The 22,434-nt window shown below is 70.0% G+C and carries 27 protein-coding genes; 9 read left to right on the plus strand and 18 right to left on the minus strand.

Annotation, left to right across the window (positions count from 1 at the left end):
• The first annotated feature begins 156 nt into the window (after positions 1 to 156).
• The gene (gene mscL / locus KAK03_RS11305) at positions 157 to 591 is read left to right on the plus strand and encodes a large conductance mechanosensitive channel protein MscL (protein ID WP_310738565.1); all 435 of its coding nucleotides are present in this window, start codon (positions 157 to 159) and stop codon (positions 589 to 591) included.
• An 11-nt stretch (positions 592 to 602) separates the two neighbouring features.
• On the opposite strand, the gene pdxA is transcribed toward mscL, so the two are convergent.
• Entirely contained in the window at positions 603 to 1,574 is a 972-nt protein-coding gene (gene pdxA / locus KAK03_RS11310) for a 4-hydroxythreonine-4-phosphate dehydrogenase PdxA (protein ID WP_210854062.1), read from the minus strand.
• A complete protein-coding gene (locus KAK03_RS11315) occupies positions 1,574 to 2,320 on the minus strand; it encodes a Nif3-like dinuclear metal center hexameric protein (protein WP_210854063.1) in 747 nt (248 codons plus the stop codon). Before KAK03_RS11315 ends, pdxA begins: the two co-directional genes overlap by 1 nt.
• 27 nt (positions 2,321 to 2,347) lie before the next feature.
• Between KAK03_RS11315 and KAK03_RS11320 the strand changes: the two genes are divergently transcribed.
• Positions 2,348 to 3,517 (plus strand): trypsin-like peptidase domain-containing protein, encoded by a 1,170-nt coding sequence (locus tag KAK03_RS11320; RefSeq protein ID WP_210854064.1) that lies wholly within the window; start codon positions 2,348 to 2,350, stop codon positions 3,515 to 3,517.
• Positions 3,518 to 3,530: 13 nt separating this feature from the next.
• On the opposite strand, the gene tatC is transcribed toward KAK03_RS11320, so the two are convergent.
• The 13 genes from tatC to argB form a co-directional block, all read right to left on the minus strand.
• A complete protein-coding gene (gene tatC / locus KAK03_RS11325) occupies positions 3,531 to 4,304 on the minus strand; it encodes a twin-arginine translocase subunit TatC (protein WP_210854065.1) in 774 nt (257 codons plus the stop codon).
• Between the two features lie 48 nt (positions 4,305 to 4,352).
• Positions 4,353 to 4,829, minus strand: a complete 477-nt coding sequence (gene tatB, locus KAK03_RS11330; RefSeq protein ID WP_210854066.1) for a Sec-independent protein translocase protein TatB — start codon at positions 4,827 to 4,829, stop codon at positions 4,353 to 4,355.
• A 25-nt stretch (positions 4,830 to 4,854) separates the two neighbouring features.
• Positions 4,855 to 5,091 (minus strand): Sec-independent protein translocase subunit TatA, encoded by a 237-nt coding sequence (gene tatA / locus KAK03_RS11335; protein ID WP_210854067.1) that lies wholly within the window; start codon positions 5,089 to 5,091, stop codon positions 4,855 to 4,857.
• Between the two features lie 60 nt (positions 5,092 to 5,151).
• On the minus strand, positions 5,152 to 5,499 hold the full coding sequence (locus KAK03_RS11340; RefSeq protein WP_210854068.1) for a histidine triad nucleotide-binding protein: 348 nt from the start codon (positions 5,497 to 5,499) through the stop codon (positions 5,152 to 5,154).
• Positions 5,500 to 5,523: 24 nt separating this feature from the next.
• Positions 5,524 to 5,910: a DUF4870 family protein gene (locus tag KAK03_RS11345; protein ID WP_210854069.1), complete on the minus strand. Its 387-nt coding sequence runs from the start codon at positions 5,908 to 5,910 to the stop codon at positions 5,524 to 5,526.
• Positions 5,911 to 5,929: 19 nt separating this feature from the next.
• Entirely contained in the window at positions 5,930 to 6,277 is a 348-nt protein-coding gene (locus tag KAK03_RS11350; protein ID WP_210854070.1) for a phosphoribosyl-ATP diphosphatase, read from the minus strand.
• Positions 6,274 to 6,666, minus strand: coding sequence for a phosphoribosyl-AMP cyclohydrolase (gene hisI / locus KAK03_RS11355; RefSeq protein ID WP_210854071.1), 393 nt, complete (start codon positions 6,664 to 6,666; stop codon positions 6,274 to 6,276). Before hisI ends, KAK03_RS11350 begins: the two co-directional genes overlap by 4 nt.
• Positions 6,667 to 6,691: 25 nt before the next feature.
• Complete coding sequence (locus KAK03_RS11360; protein WP_210854072.1) at positions 6,692 to 7,168, minus strand: (deoxy)nucleoside triphosphate pyrophosphohydrolase; 477 nt, start codon at positions 7,166 to 7,168, stop codon at positions 6,692 to 6,694.
• Positions 7,161 to 8,096 (minus strand): ATP-binding protein, encoded by a 936-nt coding sequence (locus KAK03_RS11365; RefSeq protein WP_210854073.1) that lies wholly within the window; start codon positions 8,094 to 8,096, stop codon positions 7,161 to 7,163. Before KAK03_RS11365 ends, KAK03_RS11360 begins: the two co-directional genes overlap by 8 nt.
• A 40-nt stretch (positions 8,097 to 8,136) precedes the next feature.
• Positions 8,137 to 9,960 carry a bifunctional metallophosphatase/5'-nucleotidase gene (locus KAK03_RS11370; protein ID WP_210854074.1) on the minus strand — a complete coding sequence of 608 codons (1,824 nt, stop codon included), beginning with the start codon at positions 9,958 to 9,960 and terminating at the stop codon, positions 8,137 to 8,139.
• Positions 9,961 to 10,061: 101 nt separating this feature from the next.
• Positions 10,062 to 10,715 (minus strand): nucleoid occlusion factor SlmA, encoded by a 654-nt coding sequence (slmA, locus tag KAK03_RS11375; RefSeq protein WP_210854075.1) that lies wholly within the window; start codon positions 10,713 to 10,715, stop codon positions 10,062 to 10,064.
• Positions 10,715 to 11,404, minus strand: coding sequence for a pyrimidine 5'-nucleotidase (locus KAK03_RS11380; RefSeq protein WP_210854076.1), 690 nt, complete (start codon positions 11,402 to 11,404; stop codon positions 10,715 to 10,717). The genes slmA and KAK03_RS11380 overlap by 1 nt, the downstream gene beginning before the upstream one ends.
• Positions 11,405 to 11,443: 39 nt before the next feature.
• Positions 11,444 to 12,352: an acetylglutamate kinase gene (gene argB / locus KAK03_RS11385; protein WP_210854077.1), complete on the minus strand. Its 909-nt coding sequence runs from the start codon at positions 12,350 to 12,352 to the stop codon at positions 11,444 to 11,446.
• 129 nt (positions 12,353 to 12,481) lie between these two features.
• On the opposite strand from argB, the gene KAK03_RS11390 reads away from it, so the two are divergent.
• Positions 12,482 to 12,778 (plus strand): copper-binding protein, encoded by a 297-nt coding sequence (locus tag KAK03_RS11390; RefSeq protein WP_210854078.1) that lies wholly within the window; start codon positions 12,482 to 12,484, stop codon positions 12,776 to 12,778.
• 42 nt (positions 12,779 to 12,820) lie between these two features.
• Here the strand turns inward: KAK03_RS11390 and KAK03_RS11395 are convergent, their stop codons facing one another.
• Positions 12,821 to 14,818 (minus strand): SDR family oxidoreductase, encoded by a 1,998-nt coding sequence (locus KAK03_RS11395; protein WP_210854079.1) that lies wholly within the window; start codon positions 14,816 to 14,818, stop codon positions 12,821 to 12,823.
• A 247-nt stretch (positions 14,819 to 15,065) separates the two neighbouring features.
• Here KAK03_RS11395 and KAK03_RS11400 point away from each other — a divergent pair, with 247 nt between their 5' ends.
• Entirely contained in the window at positions 15,066 to 15,653 is a 588-nt protein-coding gene (locus KAK03_RS11400; RefSeq protein WP_210854080.1) for a phasin family protein, read from the plus strand.
• Positions 15,654 to 15,702: 49 nt separating this feature from the next.
• The gene (locus tag KAK03_RS11405) at positions 15,703 to 16,929 is read left to right on the plus strand and encodes a patatin-like phospholipase family protein (protein ID WP_210854081.1); all 1,227 of its coding nucleotides are present in this window, start codon (positions 15,703 to 15,705) and stop codon (positions 16,927 to 16,929) included.
• 16 nt (positions 16,930 to 16,945) lie between these two features.
• On the opposite strand, the gene KAK03_RS11410 is transcribed toward KAK03_RS11405, so the two are convergent.
• Positions 16,946 to 18,442: a carboxypeptidase M32 gene (locus tag KAK03_RS11410; RefSeq protein WP_210854082.1), complete on the minus strand. Its 1,497-nt coding sequence runs from the start codon at positions 18,440 to 18,442 to the stop codon at positions 16,946 to 16,948.
• A 96-nt stretch (positions 18,443 to 18,538) separates the two neighbouring features.
• Positions 18,539 to 19,033 (minus strand): YqaA family protein, encoded by a 495-nt coding sequence (locus KAK03_RS11415; protein WP_210854083.1) that lies wholly within the window; start codon positions 19,031 to 19,033, stop codon positions 18,539 to 18,541.
• Positions 19,034 to 19,105: 72 nt separating this feature from the next.
• Between KAK03_RS11415 and dusB the strand changes: the two genes are divergently transcribed.
• From dusB to arfB, 4 genes are read left to right on the plus strand one after another with little or no spacing between them, the layout of a single operon-like run.
• Entirely contained in the window at positions 19,106 to 20,140 is a 1,035-nt protein-coding gene (gene dusB, locus KAK03_RS11420; RefSeq protein ID WP_210854084.1) for a tRNA dihydrouridine synthase DusB, read from the plus strand.
• Between the two features lie 18 nt (positions 20,141 to 20,158).
• A complete protein-coding gene (locus KAK03_RS11425) occupies positions 20,159 to 20,395 on the plus strand; it encodes a helix-turn-helix domain-containing protein (RefSeq protein WP_210854085.1) in 237 nt (78 codons plus the stop codon).
• 30 nt (positions 20,396 to 20,425) lie between these two features.
• The gene (purH, locus tag KAK03_RS11430) at positions 20,426 to 22,015 is read left to right on the plus strand and encodes a bifunctional phosphoribosylaminoimidazolecarboxamide formyltransferase/IMP cyclohydrolase (RefSeq protein ID WP_210854086.1); all 1,590 of its coding nucleotides are present in this window, start codon (positions 20,426 to 20,428) and stop codon (positions 22,013 to 22,015) included.
• 2 nt (positions 22,016 to 22,017) lie between these two features.
• Entirely contained in the window at positions 22,018 to 22,422 is a 405-nt protein-coding gene (gene arfB, locus KAK03_RS11435; protein ID WP_210854087.1) for an alternative ribosome rescue aminoacyl-tRNA hydrolase ArfB, read from the plus strand.
• The last annotated feature ends 12 nt before the right edge of the window (positions 22,423 to 22,434 follow it).

The following is a 22,434-nucleotide window of genomic DNA, read 5'->3' on the forward strand; positions in this document are numbered from 1 at the left end:
ATTTTAGCGGACCTGCAACAGCATCGACTGTCATCGCGCAACTGCGCACGTCAGGCTGGCGCAAGTTGTTGACTTCATGCCCCGTGCGGAGACACTGCATCCGCGCCGACGGGGAATCCGCTCCGGGACGGCGTCGCAGCACACAACAGCACAGGAGTGAGAGCCACGAGCTTCGTCTCGGAATTCAAGGAATTTGCCATGAAGGGCAATGTCGTCGACCTGGCGGTCGGCGTCATCATCGGCGGCGCCTTCGGCAAGATCGTCGACTCGGTGGTCGGCGACCTGATCATGCCCATCGTCGGCTGGCTGTTCGGCGGTCTGGACTTCAGCAACTACTTCATCCAGCTATCGGGCGCCGCGGCCACCAACCTGGCCGACGCCAAGAAGGCCGGCGCGGTGTTCGCCTACGGCAGCTTCATCACCGTGGCGCTGAACTTCATGATCCTGGCCTTCATCATCTTCATCATGATCAAGCAGATCAACCGCCTGAAGAAGGCCGAGGCCCCGGCCGCGGCGGCCCCGGCCGAGCCGCCGCCCACGCCGGAAGACATCCAGCTGCTGCGCGAAATCCGCGACGCGCTGAAGCGCTGATCCCCCGCGCATCAGCCCGGCGCCAGGCGCCGGGCCATGCGCAAGGCGGCCAGCAGGCTGGCCGGATCGGCCAGCCCGCGGCCGGCGATGTCGAAGGCGGTGCCATGGTCGGGGCTGGTGCGCACCAGCGGCAGGCCCAGCGTCAGGTTGACGCCCTGCTCGACCCCCAGGTATTTGACCGGGATCAACCCGTGGTCATGTGTCATCGCCACCACGGCGTCGAATTCGCCGGGCCGGGCGGCGCTGTCGCGGGCGCGCATGAACACCGTGTCGGGCGCGAACGGACCGCGGGCATCGATCCCACGGGCACACGCCGCTTCTATCGCCGGCGTGATCAGCCGGATCTCCTCGTCGCCGAACAGACCGCCCTCGCCCGCATGCGGGTTCAACCCCGCCACCGCGATGCGCGGCGCGGCGATGCCGAAGCGCTGCAGCGCCTCGTGGGTGATGACGATCGTCTCCAGGATGCCGGGGGTGTCCAGCGCCTCGATCGCCCGCCGCAGCGCCATGTGGATGGTCACCAGCACCACGCGCAGCTCGTCATTGGCCAGCATCATGCGCACCGGCAGCGGGCGTCCCACGTGCGCGCTGGCCAGTGACTGCAGCAGCTCGGTGTGCCCAGGCACACCCAGACCGGCAGCGGCCAGGGCTTCCTTGTGGATCGGCGCGGTCACCAGCGCCCGGGCGCGGCCGGCCAGCACCTCGCGGGTGGCGGCCGTGATGCAAGCCGCCGCGGCGGCGCCGGCACGCGCGTCCACCCGGCCCCAGGGCAGCGTGGCCAGCGACGGCTCCAGCCCGCCCGGCGGCAGCCACACCGGCACCGCCGCCGGCGGCAGTCCGCAGGCCGCCTGGGCACGCGCCAGCACGGCCGGATCGCCGACGACAAGCACCTCATCCAAGGCGCCGGCCGCATGGGCCCGCACGATGATCTCGGGGCCGATCCCGACGGGATCGCCCATGGTCAGCAACAGCGGCAGGCTCATCAGGCGGGGTTGTCGATGTCAATGAAACGGTGCGTCAGTCCGAACTGCGCGGCCAGGTGGGCCCCCAGCGCCGGGGCGCCATAGCGCTCGGTGGCGTGGTGGCCGCAGGCCAGGAAGGCCACGCCGGTCTCGCGCGCCAGGTGGGCCTGGGGCTCGGACACCTCGCCGGTGATGAAGGCATCGGCGCCGGCGGCGATCGCCGCCTCGAAGAAGCCCTGGGCGCCGCCGGTGCACCAGGCCACGCGCTGCAGCGGCCGGCCGTCGCCCGGCAGCACCAGCGGTACCCGGCCCAGCGCCTGGTGGGCGCGCTCGGCCAGCGCGTCCAGCGTGGCCACCGGCGCCGCGCCCAGCCAGCCCAGGTCCTGGTCGCCGAAGCGGGCATCACCCTGCAGCCCCAGTTGACGACCCAGCTGGGCGTTGTTGCCCCACTCGGGGTGGGCATCCAGCGGCAGGTGGTAGGCGAACAGGTTGATGCCGTGCGCCATCAGGCGCTCGACGCGGGCCTTGAGCCAGCCGGTCAGGCGGCCGTCATGGCCACGCCAGAACAGGCCGTGGTGCACCAGCAGCGCGTCGGCGCCCTCGGCGATCGCGGCGTCGATCAGTGCGCGGCTCGCGGTGACGCCGCTGACGATCTTGACAATCTCGTCCTTGCCCTCCACCTGCAGGCCGTTCGGCCCATAATCCTTGAAGCGGTCGACCTGCAGCAGCTCGTGCAGGTGCCTGTCGATGTCGCGACGCTGGGCCACGGTGCCTGTCCTTTCCCCTGTCTTCCGATGCGCAGAACCTGGCTGATTTTCTCGCAAGCCGTCACTGTGGCCGTGGCGGTGCTGTTTGTCGTGGGCACCTTCAAGCCGCAGTGGCTGGGTGGCGCCCCCGACGTGCTGGGCATGGCGCGGCCGCCGGCCTCGGGCGTGGTCACGGTGGGCGTGAGCAGCCCGGGCGCGTCGGCACCGCTGCAGCCGCTGACCCAGGCGGCCAAGCGGGCCGCGCCGGCGGTGGTCAGCATCACCGCCAGCAAGGCGCCGCCGCGGCGCTCGGCCCAGCAGCCGCACAGCCAGGACCCGTGGTTCCGCTTCTTCTTCGGCCAGCCCGGCCAGCAGCCCGAACCGCAGGTGGGCCTGGGTTCGGGCGTGATCGTCAGCAGCGACGGCTACCTGCTAACCAACCACCATGTGGTCGAGGGCGCCGACCAGGTGAGCGTGCGTCTGGCCGACGGCCGCGAGGCCGAGGCCCAGCTGATCGGCACCGACCCCGAGAGCGACATCGCGGTGTTGAAGATCGGTCTGGACAACCTGCCCAGCCTGACGCTGGGCGCGATCGAGCAACTCCAGGTGGGCGATGCGGTGCTGGCGATCGGCAACCCGTTCAACGTGGGGCAGACGGTGACCTCGGGCATCGTCAGTGCGCTGGGGCGCAGCGGCCTGGGCCTGTCCACCTTCGAGAACTTCATCCAGACCGATGCGGCCATCAACCCCGGCAACTCGGGTGGCGCGCTGGTCGATGCGGCGGGCAACCTGGTGGGCATCAACTCGGCGATCTACTCGCAGTCGGGCGGCAGCATGGGCATCGGCTTCGCCATCCCGATCGACCTGGCGCAGCATGTGATGGACGGCCTGGTGCGCGACGGGCAGGTCACCCGCGGCTGGATCGGCGTGCAGCCGCGCGACCTGGACCCGGAGTTCGCCCAGAGCTTCAACCTGCCGGTCAGCCAGGGCGTGCTGATCACCGGCGTGCTGCAGAACGGTCCGGCCAGCCAGGCCGGCATGCGGCCGGGCGATGTGGTCACCACCATCGCCGGGCGGCCGGTGCGCAGCACCTCGCAGCTGCTGCTGGCGGTGTCGGAGCTGAAGCCGCAGTCGCAGGCGCAGATCGGCGTGCAGCGCGGCAGCGAAACGCTGCAGCTGACGGTCACCGTCGCCCAGCGACCGAAATCGCCGCGCTGACGGCCCCCGGGCCTCAGGCGCCGTTGTCGGGGGGCGCCTGGGTGTGCTTGATGAACAGGCCCGCGGCGAGGATGCCCAGCTCGTAGAGCAGCACCATCGGGATCGCCAGCGCCAGTTGCGAGACCACATCCGGCGGCGTGATGACGGCAGCGATGACGAAGGCGATGACAATGAAGTAGCCGCGCCACTCGCGCAGCTTCTCGACGCTGACCACGCCCATGCGCGCCAGCACCACCACCACCACCGGCACCTCGAAGGCGGCGCCGAAGGCGATGAACATCGTCAGCACGAAGCCCAGGTAGGCCTCGATGTCCGGCGCCGCGGTGATGCTCTTGGGCGCGAACTGCTGGATGAACTTGAAGACCTGGCCGAAGACGAAGAAGTAGCAGAAGGCCACGCCGGAGAAGAACAGCACCGTGCTGGACACCACCAGCGGCAGCACCAGCTTCTTCTCGTGGCTGTACAGGCCCGGCGCGACGAAGGCCCAGACCTGGTAGAGCACCACCGGCAGCGCCAGCAGGAAGGCGGCCATCAGCGTGATCTTCAGCGGCACCAGGAAGGGCGAGATCACGTTGGTGGCGATCATCGTCGCGCCCTGCGGCAGGTTGCGCACCAGCGGCGCGGCCAGCAGGTCATAGAGGCCGCTGGGGCCGGGCCACAGCGCCAGCACGCCGAAGGCGATGCCCACCGCGATCAGCGCCCGGATCAGGCGGTCGCGCAGCTCGATCAGGTGGGACACGAACGGCGCTTCGGTGCCTTCGAGTTCGTCGCGCGGTTCGTTGCTCATGCGGGTCAGGGGCCCGCGGTCGGGCACAAAGGGGGATTCAGGGCGCGGTCAGCCGGCGCGCGGGCGGAAGCGACGCACGCGGGCGGCGCCCGACTGCACATGGGTGCGCACGCCGGCGCGCTGCTTGTACCACTGGGGCGTGGCGCTGCGCTTCACACGCCAGTTCTTGCGCACCGGCTGGTAGGCCAGTGGCGGCTCGGCCAGGCTGCTGCTGTCACTGGGCGCAGACAGGCCGGCAGTGACCTCGCTCCAGTTGGACTCGAAGCTGCTGGCCGCGTCGTTCACCTCGGTGCGCACCGTCTGCTCGACATCGCGCGCCGCCGTCTCGAACTGGGACTTCATCTTCTGAAGCTCTTCCAGCTCGATCGAGCGGTTCACCTCGGCCTTGACGTCGGCCACATAGCGCTGCGCCTTGCCCACCATGTGGCCCACGGTGCGGGCCACGCGCGGCAGCTTCTCGGGCCCGATGACGATCAGCGCCACGGCGCCGATCAGGGCCAGCTTGTCGAAACCGAAGTCGATCATGCGCGCGCGGCTGCCGGCTCGGGGCTCAGGACTTCGTCTTGGTCTCGACGTCCACGGTGTTGGCGTCGGTCCTCGGCGCGGCCACCTGCTGCGCCGGCGGCACCGGCTGCTGGTCGCCCTCGGCGGCGCCCTTCATGCCGTCCTTGAAGCCCTTGACCGCCGAACCCAGATCGGAGCCCATGTTCTTCAGCTTCTTGGTGCCGAACACCATCACCACGATGAGCAGCACGATCAGCCAATGCCAGATGCTGAACGATCCCATGTCAAGTTCTCCTAAGTCGAATCACGGATTCTAGGGCCGGCGCCTGTCCACCCTGGCGGATCAGCCTTTGGCCCATGGGCGCGGACCGCCCATCACATGCATGTGCAGGTGAAACACCTCCTGCCCGCCGTCGCGCCCGGTGTTGATGACCTGGCGGAAGCCGCCGGTCACCCCCAGCTGGGCCATCAGCCTCGGCGCCAGCACGTTCATGTGGCCCAGCAGGGCGGCGTCGGCGTCGGTCACCTCGGTCATCGACGCGATGTGCTGCTTCGGGATGATCAGCACGTGCACCGGTGCCCAGGGCGCGATGTCGTGGAAGACGACCACCCGGTCGTCCTCGTGAACCTTCTTCGCGGGGATCTGGCCCGCGACGATCTTGCAGAAGATGCAGTTCGGATCAGCACTCATGGGATGCGTCGTTGTCGGAAAAGTTCAACGCGGCATCGGCCGGCGGTCGTTCAGCGCCGACCAGCCGCGCACCACGCGGTAGAGGAACCACAGCGAGATGCCGAACCAGGCGATCCAGCCCGGCACGATCAGCAGCACCCACAGCGGCGCGGTGACCAGGTAGAGCAGGCCGGCCCAGACCACGCTGCGGATGCGCCAGGCGAAGTGGCTCTCCTGCCAGCTGCCCTGGGCCTCGCCGCGCTTGACCATGTCGATGATGAAGGCCACCACCAGCAGCGCCACGCCCGGCTGGAAGCTGGGGATCACGGCCCCCACCGCCACCACGGCGTGCAGCAGGTAGCTGATCTGGCTGACGCTGCGCAGCGAGGCCTCGCGCTCAGCATCCAGTACCACGGCGTCGGGTTCGCTCATCGGGTCCTCCAGCGGGGGGTCAATCGCCCTGGCGCTCGCGCGCCTGGGCCTTGCGGGCAGCAAACTCTTCCAGGCCGGACAGGCCCTCTCGGCGCTCCAGCTCGCGCAGCACATCGGCCGGCGACAGGCCGAAATGGGCCAGCGCGATCATCGAGTGGAACCACAGGTCGGCCACCTCGTAGACGATCTTCTCGCGGTCGCCGTCCTTGGCCGCCATCACGGTTTCGGTGGCCTCTTCGCCCACCTTCTTCAAGATGGCGTCGGTGCCCTTGTGGAACAGGCGGGCGACGTAGCTCTTGTCCGGGTCGCCCTGGCGGCGGCTCTCGATGACCTCGTGCAGGCGCTGCAGGCTGTCGTTGGCACTCATCGGTAGATCGTCTCCGGATCCTTCAGCACCGGATCGACCGCCACCCAGCGGTCGCCCTCCAGGCGTTCATAGAAGCAGCTGTGGCGGCCGGTATGGCAGGCGATGCCGGGCTCATGGCCGCGCTGGGTGATCTTCAGCAGCACCACGTCCTGGTCGCAGTCGATGCGGATCTCGTGCACGTCCTGGAAGTGGCCCGACTCCTCGCCCTTGTGCCACAGCTTCTGGCGCGAACGGCTGAAATAGACCGCCTGGCGCAGCGCCGCGGTGCGCGACAGCGCCTCGCGGTTCATCCACGCGAACATCAGCACATCGCCCGTCGCCGCCTCCTGGGCGATCACGGGCACCAGCCCGTCCCGGTCCCAGCGCACGCGGTCCAGCCAATCAGTCATGCGGGCAGTGTAACGAAGCGCAGGCTCAGCCCGCGTGGGTGGGACCGGCATGGCCCCACTCCTGGGCGAACCAGCGCAGCACCGGAATGGTGCCCGGCAGCACCGGCACGCTGGCCACCGGCAGCGTCTCCCAGGCCATGGCCTGGCCTTCGCGCATCTGCAGCGCGCCGCTCCACGACGACACCAGGCGGAAATGCAGGCGCACGCGGGCGTGCTCGTAGTCCATCACCAGCTCGTGCCAGCGCCGGCTGGCGCCGATCGTGATGCCCAGCTCCTCGTGCAGCTCGCGCGCCAGCGCCTGGTGCACGCTCTCGCCGGCCTCCAGCTTGCCGCCCGGGAACTCCCAGTAGCCGGCGTAGACCTTGCCCGGCGGACGCGAGGTCAGCAGGAACTGCCGCTCGCGGCCGCTGGCGTCGGGGCGCACCAGCACGCCGACGGCCACCTCCACCGCCGCCCGCGGCGCGCGGACCACGCCGTCGGCCGAGTGCACCGCCTCAGACATGGTCCAGGCCGTCCGGGGCCGGGGCGTCGCTGGACGGGGCCGCGGGCAGATCGGTGCCGTGGTCGCGTCCCGCATAGTCGCGGGCGAACTGGTGCGCCACCCGGCCCGAGCGCGAGCCGCGCTCCAGGGCGAACACCAGGGCCTGCGGCCGCGCGGCGTCCCAGGCGGTGGCGGGCACGCCGTAGTGCGCCAGCCATTGCCGCACGATGGCCAGGTACTCGTCCTGGCTGAACGGATAGAAGCTGATCCACAGGCCGAAGCGCTCGGACAGCGAGATCTTTTCCTCGATCGCCTCGCCGGGGTGCAGTTCGCCGTTCTCGTCGTGACGCGCCGCCAGGTTGTCGGCCATGCGCTCGGGCAGCAGGTGGCGGCGGTTGCTGGTGGCGTAGATCAGCACGTTCTCGGTGCTGGCGGCCACCGAGCCATCGAGGATGGATTTCAGCGCCTTGTAGCCGGCTTCGCCCTCTTCGAAGCTGAGGTCGTCACTGAAGATGATGAAGCGCTCGGGCCGGCCGGCGATGCGCTCGACGATGTCCGGCAGGTCGATCAGGTCGGTCTTGTCCACCTCGATCAGGCGCAGGCCGCGGTCGGCGAACTCGTGCAGGCAGGCGCGGATCAGCGAGCTCTTGCCGGTGCCACGCGCGCCGGTCAGCAGCACGTTGTTGGCCGGCCGGCCGGCCACGAACTGCGCGGTGTTGCGGCGCAGCCGCTCGCGCTGGGTGTCGACCTCCTTCAGGTCATCCAGACGGATCAGGCCGACATGGCGCACCGGCTCCAGCCAGCCGGCGCCCTGGCGCTTGCGGTAGCGAAAGGCGATCGAGGCCGACCAGTCGGGGTCGGCCAGCGGGCGCGGCAGCACGGCTTCGAGGCGCTGAAGCACCGCATCGGCACGCTCCAGCAGACCCATCAGTTTGGCGGGATCGAACATCCCGCCAGTGTAGTGGGCTGCCGCAGCGCGGCTGGCTGGCTCAGGGGCAGCTGGTGCCGGTGTCCAGGCGCACGATGCGCGGCTTGCCCAGGTGGGCAGCGCCCGGGTCGTAGGGCGGGTTCGGCGCCCTGAACCGGGCCATGTAACTCACCAGCGCGTCGATGTCCTGACCACCGCCCAGACGGTCGGTGCCGCCCTTGAGCACGGTGAAGGCATCGCCGCCATCGGCCAGGAAGTTGTTCACCGTGACGCGCCAGGCGCGCGACGGCTCGAGCACCGTGCCCGCCGCATCGACCACCGTCACGGCGCCGCCCGGCAACTGCACGCTCAGGTTGCGCACCTTGGCACCACAGGCCTGGGTGTGGTCCCACTCGTAGCGCACGCCGTTGGAGGGCAGCAGCACGCGGGCGAAGCTGGTCTGGCCGAAGCAGTTCGGGAACTGCTGCTCCAGCGTGTCCTTGAGCTGCTGCGAGCTCAGCGTCAGCGTGACCAGGCTATTGCCGAAGGGCTGGACGGTGAAGGCCTCGCCGTAGGTGACGTTGCCATCACCCTCGCCCACCCCGCTGCCGGCGTACAGGAAGCCGGGGGTGCGCACGCCGCCGGGGTTCATCAGCGCCAGCTGTGCCCCGCCCAGCTCGGGCGCTGCCGTGGCGGCCAGTTGGGCGTCGGCCACCAGGTCGCCGGCCGGCATGTTGCAGGCGGCGTCCTTGGTGTTGGGCACGTCGCGGGTGATCGCCCCGATCACCTGGTTGGCCACGGGCGCGGCGATCGCCTTGTAGGCGCTGGTGATCGCGGCGACCTGCGCGTTGGGCACGATCGCCGGGTTGCTGCGGTCGACCACCTTGTTGAGCGCGCTGACCGCGGTGACATCGCCGCTGCGGCGGTCCAGCGTCACATCGATCTCGGTCAGCACCCGTCCGATCGCATTGGCGCTGGTCACCGGCACCAGGCGGCCGCTGGCCAGCGGCAGCTGGCAGTTGTAGGCGGCGTGGGTGTGGCCGGTCAGCACCAGATCGACGGCGCCGTCGAGGGCCGCGACGATCGGCTTGATCGGCGAGCCCGCCAGCCCGCCTTCGCAGCCGTTGATGTCGGCCGTGGTGCCGGTCTGCACGCCGCCCTGGTGGATCATCACCACGATGGCTTCGATGCCGGCGGCCCGCAGGCGTGGCACCAGGGCGTTGACCGCCTGCGCCTCATCAGTGAAGGCCAGGCCCTTGATGCCGGCGGGCGAGACGATCTGCGGTGTCTCCTTCAGCGTCATGCCGATGAAGGCCATGCGCAGCGGGCGGCCGTCGGCGTCGAAGGTCTTGACGCCGTAGGGCGGGAACAGCGTCTCGCCGTTGCGCCGCTGCACCACGTTGGCGGCCAGGAAGCCGAAGCGTGCGCCCTCGAAGGGCACCGGCGTGCCGACCTCGGCGCCGCGGCAGCTGTTGACGGTGTCGGTCGGATGACAGCCGCCGCGCTGCATGCGCCGCAGCTCGACCTTGCCGTCGTCGAACTCGTGGTTGCCCACCGCATTGAAGTCCAGCCCGATGCGGTTCATCACCTCGATCGTCGGCTCGTCGTGGAACAGCGCCGAGACCAGCGGGCTGGCGCCGATCAGGTCACCGGCCGACACCACCACGGTGTTCGGGTTGGCCGCTCGGGCCGCGGCCACATAGCCCGCCAGCACGTCGGCGCCACCGGCCGGCACGGCCGCGTCGGTGGCCCGGGCGCGGAAGCTGCCTGGCGACTCCAGTTGACCGTGGAAGTCGTTCAGCGACAGGATCTTGACGGTCAGCGTGGCGGGCGCGCCAGCCAGCGCCGCTGATGCGGCAACAGCCAGCAGCGCCGAGGTGGCCAGAGGGCGGGAACGAGACAGCATGGGGTCCTCCAAGGGTCATGGCAGCGCACTGCCGATGGACCGATTGGAGGCGGCGGAGTTGACAGGATCGTGTCGGCCCGCGGGAACCGACGAGGCCAGCGTCAGGCCAGCAGCGCGAGCGCCACGTCGAGCTGCTCGGTGGGCACGCGGCGGAAACCCGAGCGGGCATAGCGCTGCAGGCGCCCGACGATGAAGGCGGTCAGCGCCGAGGCGCGGCCGTTGGCATCGACCGTGGGCGTGGCCGAGCCTTCGGCCTGGGCGTCCAGGCGCAGGCTCTGGCGCAACTGCGCCTCGACCCGGTCGAAGAACTGGTTCATCCGCGCGGTCAGGCGCTCGTGCTCGAAGACCAGCGCATCGCCCACCATCACGCGGGTCATGCCGGGGTTCTTCTCGCCAAACTGCAGCAGCACCTGGGTGATGCGCTGGGCCTGCAGGCGGCCGTCGGGCTCGCGCTCGGCGATCTGGTTGATCAGGCTGAAGATGCTGGACTCGATGAACTCGATCAGCCCTTCGAACATCTGCGCCTTGCTGGCGAAGTGGCGGTACAGCGCCGCTTCGCTGACCTGCAGCTTCGCGGCCAGGGCAGCGGTGGTGATGCGATCGGCGCCGGGCTGCTCGAGCATGGCGGCCAGGGTCTGCAGGATCTGCACACGGCGCTCGCCCGGCTTGGGGCGCTTGCGGCCGGACGCCGCCGCTGCCGCGTCGGTGGGTGCCTCGGTCTCGACCGGGTCGGCGGATTCGGGCAGGTCAGACATCAGGGCAGCCGGCGCAACTGTTGCAGCGTTTTGATTCTTGCACACACATAGGGCGGCCTGCGGTGCAGGTAAACACCGACTTCCGGGCCGTGGGCGTGGTGCTTGACCCAGCGCTGCATCCACACCGTGCGCATGCCCACCGACCGGGCTGAGCGCTGGTGCAGCAGGGTGTCCTCCACCAGCACGCAGCGCGACGGGTGCACCCCCAGCCGGGCGGCCAGGGCCTTGAACATGCGGGCGTCCGGCTTGGGCCGGATCTGGCCGAACAGGCGCATCTGCTCGATGCCGATCACCTCGTCGAACAGGCCGTCCAGGCGCAGGGCCTTGAGCACGCGCAGCGCGTAGTCGCGTCCGGCGTTGGTGAGCACGATCTTGCGCCCGGTCAAGCGGCGCAGCGCCGCCAGATCATGCGGGTGCCCCACCAGTTCGCGCTCCAGCCCCGGGAAGGCGTGGGTGTGGCGCACGAAGTGGCTGGGGCGCACGCCGTGGTGGCGGATCAGCCCCAGCAGCGTCGAGCCGTAGCGGTGCCAGTAGTCGGCACGCAGCCGATCGGCCTCGTCAGGACTGACCTGCAGATGCTCCTCGATGTAGCGGTTCATCGCGCCGTCGAAGTAGCGGAACGCCGACGCGCCGGCGTTGTGCAGCGTGTTGTCGAGGTCGAACAGCCAGACTGTGCGGCGATCAGCCATGGCACAGGGCGAAGGCGCGCAGCGACAAGCCTGGGGGCTTCAATGACTTCTGATCATGGTGCCGAAGGCCTGATCGGTCAGGATCTCGAGCAGGAGCACATGCGGCACCCGGCCGTCGATGATGTGCACCGCGTTGACGCCGCTCTTGGCGGCGTCCAGCGCGCCGGCGATCTTGGGCAGCATGCCGCCGCTGATCGTGCCGTCGGCGAACAACTCGTCGATGCGGCGCGCGGTGAGGTCGGTCAGCAACTGGCCGCTCTTGTCGAGCACGCCGGTGATGTTGGTCAGCATCAGCAGCTTCTCGGCCTTCAGCACCGTGGCCAGCTTGGCCGCCACGACGTCGGCGTTGATGTTGTAGCTTTCGTTGTGTTCGCCAAAGCCGATCGGGCTGATCACCGGGATGAAGGCATCGTCCTGCAGCGCCTTGACGACGCTGGGGTCGATCGAGTCGATGTCGCCCACCTGGCCGACATCGTGCTCCTTGCTGGGGTCGTCCTTGTCGACCATCTTCAGCTTCTTGGCACGGATCAGGCCGCCATCGCGGCCGGTCAGGCCCACGGCCTTGCCGCCCGCGGCATTGATCAGGCCGACGATGTCCTGCTGCACCTCGCCGCCCAGCACCCACTCGACGACTTCCATCGTCTCCTCGTCGGTGACGCGCATGCCCTGGATGAAGGTGCCCTTCTTGCCCAGGCGGTTGAGCGCCTCGTCGATCTGCGGGCCGCCACCGTGCACCACCACCGGGTTCATGCCCACCAGCTTGAGCAGCACGATGTCCTCGGCAAAGTCCTGCTGCAGCGCCGGGTCGGTCATCGCGTTGCCGCCGTACTTGATGACCAGGGTCTTGCCGTGGTACTTGCGGATGTAGGGCAGCGCCTGCGAGAGGATCTCGGCCTTCTCGCGCGGCAGGATGTGGTCGACGCTGACGGGGGTCGGGGTGGTGGTCATGGCGGTGACAGGGGGGCGAAAGGGGAATGGCGGGATTGTAGGGATCGGCTGCGGCATCATCCCGACCGGTCCCCGCTGTCATCCGGCAGCGCTGCCGCCCCGTTGAAGGCTCACAAGGAGTCCCCTGCCATGCACACCCCCCGCCCTGTTGCGTCCATTGCCCGCCTGGTGCTGACCGCCGGCCTGGCCCTGGCCAGCGGCCTGGCGGCCGCGGCCGACGGCGAGATCCGCAAGATCGACGCCGCGCAAATGCGCCTGACGCTCAAGCACGACGCCATCCCCAGCCTGGACATGCCCGCCATGACCATGGCCTACAAGGCCAACTCGGCGGCGCTGCTGCAAGGCCTGGCCGTGGGTGACCAGGTGGTGTTCGAGGCTGAAAAGCGCGACGGCACCTACGTGATCACCGCGATCCGCAAGAAGTGAGCGTCGCGCGGGCCGCCCGGCCCGCGCGTGCCCCGGCCCAGCTCAGAAGTGGATGCCGCGCATCATCTGCTGCAGCGCCACCGCCTCGGCCGACAGCTGCGGCTTGCCGCCCTTCTCGCCCTTGGCCGCTTCCGAATCCGGGAACATCCGGAAGCTGGTGTTCATGACGATCTGCGCCACGCGCGGCACCAGCGCATGCAGCACCTGGCCGAAGATGCCCAGGCGGGTGGCGATGCGCACCGGCTTGTGGATCACCGCCTCGGCCACCATGTCGGCGGCCTCTTCCGGCGACAGCGTGGGCACGTTGTTGTAGATCTTGGTGGGCGCGATCATCGGCGTGCGCACCAGCGGCATGTTGATGGTGGTGAAGGTGATGCCCACGTCCGCGAACTCGCTGGAGGCGCAGCGCGTCCAGGCGTCCAGCGCGGCCTTGCTGGCCACATAGGCCGAGAAGCGCGGCGCATTGGTCAGCACGCCGATCGAGCTGATGTTGACCACATGGCCCTTGCGCTTGGCCGCCATGCCCGGCAGCAGGCCCATGGTCACGCGCAGGCAGCCGAAGTAGTTCAGGTCCATCGTGCGCTGGTAGTCGTGGAAGCGGTCGTAGCTCGATTCGATCGCCCGGCGGATCGAGCGGCCGGCGTTGTTGACCAGCACGTCCACGCCGCCGAACTGCTCGGTCAGCCAGGCCACCAGCGCGGCGCAGCTCTCCTCGTTGGCGATGTCGGCACTGAAGGTGTGGATCTGGGCGTCCTTGCCGGCCTGCTCACGGATCTCGTCGGCGGCTTCCTTGAGCTTGATCTCGTCGCGCGCACAGATCACGGTGATCGCGCCGGCCTCGGCGAACTTGATCGCCGCGGCCAGGCCGATGCCTGACGAGCCGCCCGTCACCAGCACCACCTTGCCCGCCACCGAGCCCTTGAGCGAGCGGTCCTTGAACAGGTCGGGGTCGAGGTGGCGCTCCCAGTAGTCCCACAGCCGCCAGGCGTAATCGTGCAGGTTGGGACACTCGATGCCCGAGCCCTTGAGCGCCGCCTGCGTCTCGCGGCAATCAAAGCGCGTGGGGTAGTTGACGAAGGTCAGGATGTCCTCGGGCAGGCCCAGGTCGGCCATCACCGCGCGGTGGATGCGGCGCACCGGCGCCAGCGCCATCAGGCCCTTCTTCACGCTGCGCGGGATGAAGCCCAGCAGCGCGGCATTGACGAAGAGGTTCATCTTCGGTGCGTGCGCGGCCTTGGCGAACACGCCCAGCACGTCGCCCACGCGGTAGCCGACCGGGTCGACCAGGTGGAAGCACTTGCCCTTGATCGCGTGCTTGGAGTGGCTGATGTGGTCCAGCGCCGCCACCACGAAATCCACCGGCACGATGTTGATGCGCCCGCCCTCCAGGCCCACCGCCGGCATCCACGGCGGCAGGATCTGGCGCATGCGCTGGATCAGCTTGAAGAAGTAGTAGGGGCCGTCGATCTTGTCCATCTCGCCGGTGCGCGAGTCGCCCACCACCGCCGCCGGGCGGTAGACCGTCCAGGGCACCTTGCACTCGGTGCGGACGATCTTCTCGCTCTCGTGCTTGGTGCTGAAGTACGGGTGGTCGAGGTTCTCGGCCTCGTCGAACATGTCCTCGCGGAACACGCCCTCGTACAGGCCGGCGGCGGCGATCGAGCTGACGTGGTGCAGGTGGCCGGCGTCGATGGCCTTGGCGAACTCGACCACGTTGCGCGTGCCTTCCACGTTGACGCGCACCTGGCTGTCGGCATCGGCTTCCAGGTCATACACGGCCGCCAGGTGGTAGACCGCGTCGATCTGGCCCTTCAGGGCCTTGATCTGGTCGGCGGCCACGCCCAGCTTGCGGCTGGTCAGGTCACCGGTCACCGCCACCGCGCGCGACTTCGACACGCCCCAGGCCTCCAGCAGGCCCTGGACCTTGCCCTCGCTGCCGGGGCGGACCAGGAAATACACGGTGCTGCCGCGGCGCGCCAGCAGCGCGGCGACCAGGCGCTTGCCGATGAACCCGGTGGCGCCAGTGACGAAGTAACGCATGCCCATCTCCTTGCGGTGCTCGACGAATGGCGCCGATTGTGGCGCTGCCCGCCCGCCCGGCCTTTGCGCGCAAACCCGGGATCATCCCGGGATAGAGCGGTCTCCCTAGCGGATTAGGATGAAGCCCCCAGGCCGTCTGCCTACACTGGCCTGCATGACTCGGGGGACAGCGTGGCCGCCCGAGGCGCCCAAGCCTTCGGGACGGGCCACCCAGCCACGCCACACGGACACTGCGAGGACACATCCCATGGTCAAGAAGCTCAAGAAGATGGCCGAGGCCAAGGCCGCCAACCCGGCCGGCCTGCTCGACAGCCAACTCGCCGGCGCCGTCAAGGCCTCGGCCCAGCAGATCTGGCTGGCCGGCATGGGCGCGTTCGCCAAGGCCCAGGAAGAAGGCGGCAAGGTCTTCGAGGCGCTGGTCAAGGAAGGCGTCAGCCTGCAGCGCAAGACCCAGGCCGTGGCCGAAGAGCGCCTGGGCGAGGTCACCGGCAAGATGAGCGCGATGGCCGGTGAGGTCACGAACAAGGCCGGCGCGTCCTGGGACAAGCTGGAATCGATCTTCGAGGCCCGCACCGCCAAGGCGATGAGCAAGCTGGGCGTGCCCACCGCCAAGGACGTGGCGGAGCTGACCGCCCGCGTCGAGGCCCTGGCCGCCGCGGTGGCCAAGCTGGGTGGCGACGTCAAGCCCGCCAAGCCGGCCAAGGCCCCGCGCAAGGCCGCCGCGCCGAAGAAGGCTGCCGCCAAGGCAGCGGCCGCGGCGCCGGCACCGGCCCCCGCCAAGAAGGCTGCCGCGCCGCGCAAGGCTGCGGCCAAGAAGTCGGCCCCCGCGGCCTGAGGTCCCTGCCGGGGTGCTGGCGCCCTGGCGCCCACCCCGACGCTGACGCATGGCCCGACCCACCCGACGACGCCCCCCGCGCGGTCCGCGCATCGGCCTGGCCCTGGCGGGCGGCGGCCCGATCGGCGCCATCTACGAGATCGGCGCCCTGTGCGCCCTGGAAGACTCGGTCGAGGGCCTGTCCTTCACCGGGGTTGACCACTTCGTCGGTGTCTCGGCCGGCGCCTTCATCGCGGCAGCGCTGGCCAACGGCCTGACGCCGCGCGCGATGTGCGCGGCCTTCATCGAGAACGTCGGTGGCGACGAGAGCGTCATCGACCCCGGCCTGTTCACCCAGCCTGCCTGGAACGAGTACGTCCGCCGCATGGCGATGGCGCCGCTGGTCACCGCCTCGGCCGCCTGGCAGTGGATGCTGGGCCGCGGCTCGCTGGCCGGCTGGATGTCCGACGTCGGCCGCCTGCTGCCCAACGGCTTCTTCGACAACGCGCCGCTCGAGCGGCACCTGCGCCAGCTGTTCTCGGCGCCGGGCCGCAGCAATGACTTCCGTGACCTCGGCCAGCGCCTGGTGGTGGTGGCCACCGACCTGGACACCGGCGACGCCGCCCCCTTCGGTCAGCCCGGCTGGGACGAGGTGCCGATCTCGCAGGCGGTGATCGCCAGCGCCGCGCTGCCCGGCCTGTACCCGCCGGTCGAGATCGGTGGTCGGCACTATGTGGACGGCGCGCTGAAGAAGACCGTTCACGCCTCGGTGCTGCTCGAGCGCGGCCTGGACCTGCTGATCTGCCTGAACCCGCTGGTGCCCTTCGATGCCACGCACGACCCGGGCAAGGGCCGTCATCCCACGGCCGGGGCCATCCCCCGGCTGGAACAGGGCGGCCTGCCGGCGCTGCTGAGCCAGACCTTCCGCTCGCTGATCCATTCGCGGCTGGAGCTGGGCATGAAGGGCTATGAGCGCAGCCACCCGGACTGCGACATCCTGCTCTTCGAGCCCGACCACGGCGACGCCGAGATGTTCCATGCCGGCACCTTCAGCTACTCGATGCGCCGCCGCCTGGCCAGCCATGCCTTCCAGCAGACCCGCCAGATGCTGCGCGAGCGCGCCGCCGAGCTGGGTCCGACGCTGGCGCGCCACGGCCTGCGCCTGAACGAGGACCGCCTGCACGAGCCGCGCCAGCTGCTGGCCAGCGACTCGCCGCCGGCGCCGCGCGGCAAGGCGCTGGTCGCGCGCACCCACCGCACGCTGGACCGGCTGGAGCGCTGGGTGTCGCGCCGCTGATCAGTCGCGCGGGTCCTCAGTCCCGCAGATAGCGCCGCTCCAGGTGCGCCCGGAAGTGCGCCGGGTTCAGCGTCTCACCGCTGGCGCGCTGCGCGAGTTCGTCGGTCGGCCACTGGCTGGCCTGCGACCAGATGCGCGCCGCCAGCCAGTCCAGCGCCGGTGACAGGTCGCCGGCGTCGATGGCGGTGTCCAGGCCGGGCAGCTCGCGCCGCATCGCGGCAAACCACTGCGCGGCGTACATCGCCCCCAGCGAGTAGCAGGGGAAGTAGCCGAAGGAGCCGTCGGTCCAGTGGATGTCCTGCATCGGGCCGTCGCGGTAGTTGCCGCGGGTGTCGATGCCCAGCAGCGACTGCATGCGCTCATCCCACATCGCCGGGATGTCGTCCACCTCGGCCTCGCCCTCGATCAGCGCGCGCTCGATCTCGAAGCGCAGGATCACATGCGCCGGGTAGGTGACCTCGTCGGCCTCGACGCGGATCAGGCCGGGCTTCACCCGGGTCAGCAGGCGGTGCAGGTTGTGCGGCTCGAAGGCGCTCTGGTCGCCGAAGGCCTCGACCAGCAGCGGCGACAGCAGCCGGGCGAAGCCGGGGTGGCCGCCCAGTTGCATCTCGAAGGACAGGCTCTGGCTCTCATGCAGCGCCATCGAGCGGGCCGCGCCGATCGGCTGGCCCAGCCAGGCGCGCGGCAGGCCCTGCTCGTAGCGGCCGTGGCCGGTCTCGTGGATGGTGCCCATCAGCGCCAGCACGAAGTTGTCCTCGACAAAGCGGGTGGTCAGGCGCACGTCCTCGGGCGCGCCGCCCGAAAACGGATGGGCCGACACATCGAGCCGGCCGGCCTGGAAGTCGAAGCCCAGGCGCCGCATCACCTGCTCGCACAGGCCGCGCTGGGCCGGCACCGAGAACGGCCCCACCGGCTCGATGACCGGCTCGTCGGCTTGTCGCGCCACCACGCGCTGGATCAGGCCGGGCAGCCAGCGCCGCACCTCGCCGAACAGGCGGGCCACCTCGGCCGCGCGCATGCCGGGCTCGTACTGGTCCATCAGCGCGTCGTACAGGCCCAGGCCGCTGCGTTCGGCCAGCAGCCGCGCCTCCTCGCGGGCGATCTCCAGCACCGGTCGCAGGTTGGCGGCAAAGCCGGTCCAGTCGTTGGCGGGACGCTGGCTGCGCCAGGCGTGCTCGCAGCGCGCGCCCGCCAGCGCGCGGCGCTCGACCAGGTCCTCGGGCCAGGCGGTGGCCAGCAGCCAGTGGCGGCGGATCTCGCGCAGGTTGGCCCGCTGCACCGCGTCCAGCGGCTCGGCCTCGGCCTGGGTCAGCAGGTGGCCGATCTTGGGTTCGGTGCGCAGGCGGTGCAGCAGCGCGGCCAGCTCGGCCAGCGCCGCCGCGCGCGCCTCGTTGCCGGCCGGGGGCATGTAGGCCGCCTGGTCCCAGCTGACGATGCCCTGCAGGTGCTCGTAGCGGTGGATGCGCGCGAACGCCGCGCACAGGGCCTGGTAGGCGGATGTCTCGGATGTCATTGTGTGTTCACTCCCTCCAGCGGTCAGGCACCGATGGTCCCCTGATTGTGGACGCATGCCTGGGGTCCCGGGCCCCGGTTGCACCCGCTGACAGTCTCAGCCCGACAGCAGCGGCCAGCCGGCCACGATCGCCCCGGTCATCAGCACGTAGCGCAGGAACTTGCCCAGCGCCATCCAGACCACGCAGGGCCAGAAGGGCAGGCGCAGCCAGCCCGCCAGCGCGCAGAGCGGATCGCCCAGCAGCGGCAGCCAACTCATCACGCAGGCTTTGGGGCCGAATCGGCGCAGCGCCTCGAGCAGCCGCTGCTCGCGCGGCGGGCGGTGGGTGACCTGCTCGAAGGCCCGCTCGGCGCCCCAGCCCATCCACCAGCTGATCGCGCCGCCCAGGGTGTTGCCCGCGGTGGCCACCAGCACCGCCGGCCAGAACAGACCCGGCTCGGCCAGCACCAGCGCAGCCACCACGGGTTCGGAGCCCAGCGGCAGCAGCGTCGCCGACACCAGCGCCACCAGGAATACCGCCGGCAGGCCGACCTGCGGCAGCGCCAGCCAGTCCATCAGCCCGGCCAGCTGTGATGTGAACCACGCCTCCATCGGGCCGATTGTGGCGCGGCGGGCAAGGCCCTGGCGGCTATACTCCTGCCTCCTTTTTCAGCACCCTCCCCCATGCGCATCGGCCCCCATGAGCTGCCGAACCGGCTGTTCGTCGCCCCGATGGCCGGGGTGACCGACCGCCCGTTTCGCCAGCTGTGCCGGCGCCTGGGTGCGGGCTATGCGGTCAGCGAGATGGTCACCTCGCGCAAGGACCTGTGGCAGTCGCTGAAGACCTCGCGCCGCGCCGACCACACCGGCGAGCCCGGTCCGATCGCGGTGCAGATCGCCGGCACCGATGCGCCGATGATGGCCGAGGCCGCCGCCTACAACATCGACCGCGGCGCGCAGATCATCGACATCAACATGGGCTGCCCCGCCAAGAAGGTGTGCAACAAGTGGGCCGGCTCGGCGCTGATGCGCGAGGAGCCGCTGGCACTGCAGATCATCGAGGCCGTGGTGGCCGCCTGCGCACCGCGCGGCGTGCCGGTGACGCTGAAGATGCGCACCGGCTGGTGCGACACCGAGCGCAATGCGCTGCGCCTGGCGCGCGCCGCCGAGAGCGCTGGCGTGGCGATGGTCACGGTGCACGGCCGCACGCGCGAGCAGGGCTACAGCGGCCAGGCCGAGCACGACACCGTGGCCGCGGTGAAGGCCGCGCTGTCGATTCCCGTGGTGGCCAACGGCGACATCGACTCCCCCGAGACCGCCGCCGCGGTGCTGGCGCGCACTGGTGCCGATGCGGTGATGATCGGCCGCGCCGCCCAGGGCCGGCCCTGGATCTTCCGCGAGATCGCCCACTTCCTGGCCACCGGCGAGCACCTGCCGCCGCCGGTCACGCGCGAGGTCCAGGCCTGGCTGACCGAGCATCTGCGCGACCACTACGGCCTCTACGGCGAGGCCAGTGGCGTGCGCAGCGCGCGCAAGCACATCGGCTGGGCGGTGCGCGCATTGCCCGGTGGCGAGGCCTTCCGCGCGGTGATGAACACGCTGGACGACGCCGACGCGCAGCTGCGCGCGGTGTCCACCTTCTTCGACGAGCTGGCCGACACCCACGAACGCCTGCCGCTGCCCGCCGCCAACCAGTCGCTGTTGCGCGAGCGCGCCTGACCCCACCCGAACCTATCCATGAGCAAGAAGAACATCGAGGAGAGCGTGCGCGACACGCTGGACCAGTATTTCAAGGACCTGCACGGCGCCGAGCCGCATTCGCTGCACGACCTGGTGATGGGCAGCGCCGAGAAGCCGCTGCTCGAGGTGGTGATGCGCCAGGCCGACGGCAACCAGAGCAAGGCCGCCGAATGGCTGGGCATCAACCGCAACACGCTGCGCCGCAAGCTGCTCGACCACCGGCTCATCAAGTGATTCTTCATTCTTCAATCTGACCCGCCCACCATGACCCAGCTCACCGCCCTGCTCTCGGTCTCCGACAAGACCGGCATCGTCGAATTCGCCCAGGCCCTGCACGGCCACGGCATCCGCCTGCTGTCCACCGGCGGCACCGCCAAACTGCTGGCCGGCGCCGGCCTGCCGGTCACCGAGGTCAGTGAGATCACCGGCTTTCCCGAGATGCTCGACGGCCGCGTCAAGACCCTGCACCCGCGCGTGCACGGCGGCCTGCTGGCGCGTCGCGATGTGCCCGAGCACATGGCCGCGCTGAAGGAACATGGCATCGGCACCATCGACCTGCTGATCATCAACCTCTACCCCTTCGCCCAGGCCACCGCCAAGGCCGACTGCAGCTTCGAGGACGCGATCGAGAACATCGACATCGGCGGCCCGGCGATGCTGCGCGCCGCGGCCAAGAACTGGCAGGACGTGGGCGTGGTGATCGACCCCGTCGACTACCCGCAGGTGCTGGCCGAGCTGTCGGCCTCGCAGGGCCAGTCGCTGACCCGCGCCACCAAGTTCATGCTGGCCAAGAAGGTGTTCTCGCACACCGCCGCCTATGACGGCATGATCAGCAACTACCTGACCTCGCTGGCCCCGGGCGCCGAGGAGAACACCGCCGCCGTGCCGGCACGCGAGGAGTACCCCAGCGTGTTCAACCTGCAGCTGCACAAGGTTCAGGGCATGCGTTACGGCGAGAACCCGCACCAGAGCGCCGCCTTCTACAAGGAGGCGCAGGTCGCCTCCGGCCTGCTGGCCGGCTGGACCCAGATCCAGGGCAAGGAACTCAGCTTCAACAACATCGCCGACGCCGACGCCGCCTGGGAATGCGTCAAGGCCTTCGAGGCGCCCGCCTGCGTGATCGTCAAGCACGCCAACCCCTGCGGCGTGGCCGTGGGCGCGACGCTGCTGGAAGCCTACGAGAAGGCCCTGAAGACCGACCCCACCAGCGCCTTCGGCGGCATCATCGCCTTCAACCGGCCGTTGGATGCCGACGTGGTCGAGAAGATCAACGCCAACAAGCACTTCGTCGAGGTGGCGATCGCCCCGACCATCACCCCGGCCGCGCGCGCCGCGTACGCCGGCAAGGTCAATGTGCGCCTGCTGGAAGTGGCGATCTCCAGGACCAGCAACCCGCTGGACATGAAGCGCGTGGGCGGCGGCATGCTGCTGCAGTCGGCCGACAACGTCGACATCGTCGGCGAGCTGAAAGTGGTCACCAAGGTCCAGCCCACCGCGCAGCAGTTGGAAGACCTCAAGTTCGCCTGGACCGTGGCGCGCTTCGTCAAGAGCAACGCCATCGTCTTCTGCAAGGACGGCATGACCTTCGGTGTGGGCGCCGGCCAGATGAGCCGCCTGGACTCGGCCCGCATCGCCAGCATCAAGGCCCAGGCCGCCGGCCTGAGCCTGGCCGGCACCGCCGTGGCCAGCGACGCCTTCTTCCCGTTCCGTGATGGTCTGGACGTGGTGGTCGACGCCGGCGCCACCTGCGTCATCCACCCGGGTGGCTCGATGCGCGACGACGAGGTGATCGCCGCCGCCGACGAGCGCGGCATCGCGATGGTGCTGACCGGCACCCGCCACTTCCGCCACTGAACGTGAAAACGGCACCGAAGGTCGACCCGGCCGAGGTGCAGTTCACGGCCATCCGCGCCCAGGGCGCGGGGGGCCAGAACGTCAACAAGGTGTCGAACGCGGCGCACCTGCGCTTCGACATCACCGCCAGCTCACTCCCCGAGGCGCTGAAGGCCCGGCTGCTGGCCCGGCCCGACAGCCGCATCGGCAGCGACGGCGTGGTCGTCATCAAGGCCCAGGAGCACCGCAGCCTGCCGATGAACCAGGCCGACGCACTGGCGCGGCTGCAGGCCCTGGTGGACGCCGCCGCCCATGTACCCAAGGCGCGCAAGGCCACCCGGCCCACGCGCGGCTCGCAGCAGCGGCGCCTGGCCAGCAAGAGCAAGCGCAGCGAGATCAAGGCCGGCCGTCAGGGCCGACCGGAATAGGGGCCCCCAGGC

Source organism: Ideonella alba (assembly GCF_018069845.1).
In the GTDB taxonomy this organism is placed as follows: domain Bacteria; phylum Pseudomonadota; class Gammaproteobacteria; order Burkholderiales; family Burkholderiaceae_C; genus Ideonella; species Ideonella alba.

Excerpts from the sequence above, each read along its gene's own strand:
- KAK03_RS11425 (WP_210854085.1), top strand. The coding sequence starts at position 20,159 with ATGAGCAAGAAGAACATCGAGGAGAGCGTGCGCGACACGCTGGACCAG.
- KAK03_RS11380 (WP_210854076.1), bottom strand. The coding sequence starts at position 11,404 with ATGGCTGATCGCCGCACAGTCTGGCTGTTCGACCTCGACAACACGCTG.
- KAK03_RS11410 (WP_210854082.1), bottom strand. The coding sequence starts at position 18,442 with ATGACATCCGAGACATCCGCCTACCAGGCCCTGTGCGCGGCGTTCGCG.
- KAK03_RS11360 (WP_210854072.1), bottom strand. The coding sequence starts at position 7,168 with ATGTCTGAGGCGGTGCACTCGGCCGACGGCGTGGTCCGCGCGCCGCGG.
- KAK03_RS11350 (WP_210854070.1), bottom strand. The coding sequence starts at position 6,277 with ATGAGTGCCAACGACAGCCTGCAGCGCCTGCACGAGGTCATCGAGAGC.
- dusB (WP_210854084.1), top strand. The coding sequence starts at position 19,106 with ATGCGCATCGGCCCCCATGAGCTGCCGAACCGGCTGTTCGTCGCCCCG.
- tatB (WP_210854066.1), bottom strand. The coding sequence starts at position 4,829 with ATGATCGACTTCGGTTTCGACAAGCTGGCCCTGATCGGCGCCGTGGCG.
- KAK03_RS11390 (WP_210854078.1), top strand. The coding sequence starts at position 12,482 with ATGCACACCCCCCGCCCTGTTGCGTCCATTGCCCGCCTGGTGCTGACC.
- KAK03_RS11400 (WP_210854080.1), top strand. The coding sequence starts at position 15,066 with ATGGTCAAGAAGCTCAAGAAGATGGCCGAGGCCAAGGCCGCCAACCCG.
- KAK03_RS11370 (WP_210854074.1), bottom strand. The coding sequence starts at position 9,960 with ATGCTGTCTCGTTCCCGCCCTCTGGCCACCTCGGCGCTGCTGGCTGTT.
- KAK03_RS11405 (WP_210854081.1), top strand. The coding sequence starts at position 15,703 with ATGGCCCGACCCACCCGACGACGCCCCCCGCGCGGTCCGCGCATCGGC.
- tatC (WP_210854065.1), bottom strand. The coding sequence starts at position 4,304 with ATGAGCAACGAACCGCGCGACGAACTCGAAGGCACCGAAGCGCCGTTC.
- pdxA (WP_210854062.1), bottom strand. The coding sequence starts at position 1,574 with ATGAGCCTGCCGCTGTTGCTGACCATGGGCGATCCCGTCGGGATCGGC.
- KAK03_RS11365 (WP_210854073.1), bottom strand. The coding sequence starts at position 8,096 with ATGTTCGATCCCGCCAAACTGATGGGTCTGCTGGAGCGTGCCGATGCG.
- hisI (WP_210854071.1), bottom strand. The coding sequence starts at position 6,666 with ATGACTGATTGGCTGGACCGCGTGCGCTGGGACCGGGACGGGCTGGTG.
- purH (WP_210854086.1), top strand. The coding sequence starts at position 20,426 with ATGACCCAGCTCACCGCCCTGCTCTCGGTCTCCGACAAGACCGGCATC.
- argB (WP_210854077.1), bottom strand. The coding sequence starts at position 12,352 with ATGACCACCACCCCGACCCCCGTCAGCGTCGACCACATCCTGCCGCGC.
- KAK03_RS11340 (WP_210854068.1), bottom strand. The coding sequence starts at position 5,499 with ATGAGTGCTGATCCGAACTGCATCTTCTGCAAGATCGTCGCGGGCCAG.
- tatA (WP_210854067.1), bottom strand. The coding sequence starts at position 5,091 with ATGGGATCGTTCAGCATCTGGCATTGGCTGATCGTGCTGCTCATCGTG.
- KAK03_RS11415 (WP_210854083.1), bottom strand. The coding sequence starts at position 19,033 with ATGGAGGCGTGGTTCACATCACAGCTGGCCGGGCTGATGGACTGGCTG.
- KAK03_RS11345 (WP_210854069.1), bottom strand. The coding sequence starts at position 5,910 with ATGAGCGAACCCGACGCCGTGGTACTGGATGCTGAGCGCGAGGCCTCG.
- KAK03_RS11395 (WP_210854079.1), bottom strand. The coding sequence starts at position 14,818 with ATGCGTTACTTCGTCACTGGCGCCACCGGGTTCATCGGCAAGCGCCTG.
- KAK03_RS11320 (WP_210854064.1), top strand. The coding sequence starts at position 2,348 with ATGCGCAGAACCTGGCTGATTTTCTCGCAAGCCGTCACTGTGGCCGTG.
- slmA (WP_210854075.1), bottom strand. The coding sequence starts at position 10,715 with ATGTCTGACCTGCCCGAATCCGCCGACCCGGTCGAGACCGAGGCACCC.